The following is a 3,917-nucleotide window of genomic DNA, read 5'->3' on the forward strand; positions in this document are numbered from 1 at the left end:
GTACTCCGGGTATGCGCCGCCCCACATCCCCCCGGCACACCACCTGGTCGTACGACCCGGGCGGCGCATACCCGGAGTACTCCATCCCCACGTCGTACTGATCCGAGAAGAAGTAAGGCACCCGGTCGTAAACGACCTCCTGCCCCAGCATCGACCGAGCCGCCGCAGGCCCGCCATTCAGCGCGTTGGCCCAGTGCTCCACCCGCAGCCGCTGCCCGAACAACGGGTGCTCGACAGCCGCGTTGTCCCCCACCGCATAAATCAGCGGATCCGACGTCCGCAGCCCCGCATCCACCGCGATGCCGCCGCCACCCGGCAGCACCTCAAGCCCGGCCGCCTCCGCAAGCGCCGTCCGCGGCGCCGCGCCAATCGCGGCGAGCACGTCATGCGCCGGATGCTCTTCCCCGTCATCCGTCAGCGCCGCCAGCACCATGCCATCCTGCCCAGTGATCTCCGTCAGCCGCGCCCCGAAGTGGAAGACCACCCCGTGCTCCCGGTGCAGATCGGCGAACACCGCCCCCAGCTCCGGCCCGAGCACCGTATGCAGCGGCGACGGCTCCGGCTCCACGATCGTCACCTCGGCGCCGTACGTGCGCGCGGCAGCCGCGACCTCCAGACCGATCCAGCCCGCCCCGGCCACGACCAACTGCCCGTTGTCCCGCCCCAGCGACGTCAGCACCCCGCGCAGCAGCTCGGCATGCGCGAGCCGGCGCAGATGGTGCACGCCCGCCAGACCCGTACCCGGGATGTCGAGGCGACGCGGCTCGGCGCCGGTGGCCAGAAGCAGCTTGTCGTAGTGGATGCGGGTGCCGTCGCCGAGCGTGACCGACCGGGCGTCGCGGTCGAGGGCGGTGACGGTCTGGCCGAGGTGCAGTTCGATGTCCGCCTGGGCGTACCAGGCCGGTTCGTGGACGAAGACGCTGTCCCGTTCCTCCTTGCCGAGGAGCAGGCCCTTGGAGAGCGGGGGGCGTTCGTACGGGTGGTCGCGCTCGTCGCCGATGAGGATGACACGGCCGGTGAAGCCCTCCGACCGCATTGTCTCGGCCGCCTTGGCGCCGGCCAGGCCGCCTCCGACGATGACGAACGTCTGGTGTGCGTCGACCACTTCGCCCCTCCTAGCTTCCCTTGCGGCAGACCCAAGTCTGCCGCAAGGCGAGCGTCCCGCACGGAGCGTGATGGCGGAAGAGGGCGGATAGGCCAGCCCTTTGGCGCAAACCGATGCAGGCGGGTGAGCGGCTCGCGGTGGCAGCGGGCTTCCCCCAGACGCGCGCTGCCACCGCAAGTCCTCAGGATGGCGCCGTACGGGCCACATGACCGGACATTCGGCGAGAAGGAAATCGGAATCCGCCGCTCCGCTGGTGCCCCACCGGGCGATGGGCATACTGCATTCCCAGGGGACTCCCCAGGGGGACGACAGATGCTGCGAATCGACTTCAGTACGGCTGACTTGAGCCGGCTCCGCATCGCCGCCGAGCCGGATCCGATGTGGGAACTCGCGCTCAGCCTGCACCTGCTCCAGACCCGGCACGCCGCGCTCGCCTTCGACCCGTGGCGTCGGCAAGTGCGGCGCGCGGTGGCGCGCGAAGGGCTCGCGGAGGCGGTGGGCGCGCTCATGCGGCTGTGTCCCAACGCCGGCTACTTTCCGGATTTCCTCACGCCGTCCGGCGGCTCCCGCGACCTGGAGACCGGCATCGACGCGGTGCTGTCCACGCCCAGGGCGCGGCTGTTCGCGGAGCTGTCCAAGATGGCCTCGGCCGCCCAGCCACCACCGCGCTACGCGCGTCGCCTCGCCGAGGGCGACGCCGCCACCCTGCGGCAGCTCGGCGCGGTGCTGCGCCGCTATTACGAGATCGCCGTCGCCCCGTACCTGGACGCGATCCGCTCCGCCGTGGCCGGGGACCGGGCGGAGCGCGGCTGCCGGGTGCTGGCGTGCGGGGCGGAGGGGCTGCTCGCCAGTTACGAGCCCGAGGTGACCTGGCGGGACGGGTACCTGGAGTGCTCGTATCCGGTCGAGCGTGACCTTCAGCTGCAGGAGCGCCCGCTGACACTGCAGGCCGGCTTCTTCTGCGTACGGCGACCGGTCGCGCTGGCCGACACCGAGCTCGACCAGGTGCTGGTCTATCCGGCGGGCCCCGCTCCCGGGTGGCTGGCCGAGGACCGGGGGGAGGCCGCCGGGGGCACGTGCCGCTCGGTGCGGCGACTGATCGGGGCGACGCGGGCCGAGGTGCTGGAGGTCCTGGCGCAACCGATGTCGACCACCGGCATCTCGACCGCCCTGCGCCTGGCCCCGGCGAGCGCGAGCCGGCACGCGGCGGTGCTGCGGGAGGCGGGACTGGTGGCGTCGCGACGGGACGGGCATCAGGTGCTGCATGTGCGGACGTCGCTGGGGGATGCGCTGCTGGATGGCAGGGGCTGACCGCCGCCCGGCGCCTACGTGCCCGGAACCAACCGCCCGTGCAGACTCCGCGCCCCCGCATCCGTAAGCGCCGCGATCTGGTCGATCACCGCGCGCATCCGGCCGGCATCGTCGGCCGCCGTGTCGAAGAGCGTCCTGAACTGCGGGTCAAGCCCCTCAGGCGCCCGCGCCAGCAGCGCCTCCGCCAGCTCGGTGAGGACGATCCGCTGCTCTGCCCGCAGCCGCTCCTGGTCCGGGCGCTGCATCACATACCGGTCGGCGACGGCCTTGAGCACGGCGCACTCGAGCCGCTGCGCTTCGGGCACGATCAGCTCGGCCGCGTACCGGGTCAGCGGCCCGGTCCCGTACGCCTCCCGGGTGGCGCCCTCGGCGGCGAGGCAGAAGCGCCCGATGAGCTGGCTGGTCGCGTCCTTCAGCCGGGCCTGCGCCCGCGCGGTGCCGTCGTAACCGTGCGGCCACCAGTCGGCGTCGAGGAGACGGTCGAGGGCGGCGGCTAGCTCGGCCTCGCCGGCGCCCGGGGCGTAACGCCCTGCGGCGACGGCGAAGATCTCGCGGCGTTCGGGTTCGGCGAGAAGCACGTTCGGGTCGAGGTGGCCGGCGTGCAGCCCGTCCTCGACGTCGTGGACGGAGTAGGCGACGTCGTCGGACCAGTCCATGACCTGGGCCTCGAAGCATCGGGTGTACGGGGCGGCGCCTTCCCGCGCCCAGTGGAAGACGGGCAGGTCGTCGGTGTAGACGCCGCACTTGGGGGAGGCCGGGTCTTCGGGGTGCCCGCCGCGCGGCCAGGGGTATTTCGTGGCGGCGTCGAGGGCGGCGCGGGTGAGATTGAGTCCCACCGGCTGCCCGTCCTCGGTGAACCGCTTCGGCTCCAGCCGGGTGAGCAGCCGCAGCGACTGCGCGTTCCCCTCGAAGCCTCCGCAGGGCTCGGCGACCTCGTCGAGCGCTTCCTCGCCGTTGTGCCCGAACGGGGGGTGCCCGAGATCGTGCGCGAGGCAAGCTGTCTCGACGAGGTCGGGGTCGCACCCGAGAGCCGCGCCGAGCTCCCGCCCGACCTGCGCACACTCAAGGGAGTGCGTAAGCCGCGTACGCGGCGTGGCATCCCACGCCTGCGACTTGGTCCCGGGCGTAACCACCTGCGTCTTCCCGGCCAGCCGCCGCAGCGCAGCAGAATGCAGCACCCGCGCCCGATCACGCTGAAAGGCCGTACGCCCGGGCCGCTTGTCGGGCTCGGGAGCGTACCGCTCGAGGTCACGGCCGGGATAGCCCGATGCTGCCATGCCTGCACGGTATCCGTGCCACCCCCACGACGCCCCACCACCCACGCGCAACGCGCCGCTTCGCGTGCGTCGGCGGCGCTTGCACTGCGCCTGGGCCTGGTCCTGCCGCTGCGCTTAGCTCTGTCTCTTACGCCCGGCGCCTGGGCCCGCCGAGCCTCTGGCCCTGCCGCTGCGCTTGCCTCTGCCTCCGGCCCCTGCTCTCGCCCCCGGCTCTCGCCCTCCGC

3 protein-coding genes are annotated in these 3,917 nt (G+C 72.6%); 1 reads left to right on the plus strand and 2 read right to left on the minus strand.

Annotation, left to right across the window (positions count from 1 at the left end; translation table 11 throughout):
* Window positions 1–1,105, minus strand: a 1,105-nt coding sequence (locus tag G5C51_RS40450) for an FAD-dependent oxidoreductase (protein WP_165245697.1), incomplete at its 3' end; no start/stop codon positions are given.
* Window positions 1,106–1,447: 342 nt separating this feature from the next.
* On the opposite strand from G5C51_RS40450, the gene G5C51_RS40455 reads away from it, so the two are divergent.
* The gene (locus G5C51_RS40455) at window positions 1,448–2,416 is read left to right on the plus strand and encodes an ArsR/SmtB family transcription factor (RefSeq protein ID WP_240930266.1); all 969 of its coding nucleotides are present in this window, start codon (window positions 1,448–1,450) and stop codon (window positions 2,414–2,416) included.
* Window positions 2,417–2,430: 14 nt separating this feature from the next.
* On the opposite strand, the gene G5C51_RS40460 is transcribed toward G5C51_RS40455, so the two are convergent.
* A complete protein-coding gene (locus G5C51_RS40460; protein ID WP_165245701.1) occupies window positions 2,431–3,693 on the minus strand; it encodes a deoxyguanosinetriphosphate triphosphohydrolase in 1,263 nt (420 codons plus the stop codon).
* Window positions 3,694–3,917 lie beyond the last annotated feature (224 nt).

The sequence above is a fragment of the Streptomyces coryli genome, assembly GCF_011044975.1.
Classification (GTDB): Bacteria; Actinomycetota; Actinomycetes; order Streptomycetales; family Streptomycetaceae; genus Streptomyces; species Streptomyces coryli.

Coding starts and splice junctions, on each gene's coding strand:
- G5C51_RS40460 (WP_165245701.1), bottom strand. CDS start 3,693: ATGGCAGCATCGGGCTATCCCGGCCGTGACCTCGAGCGGTACGCTCCC.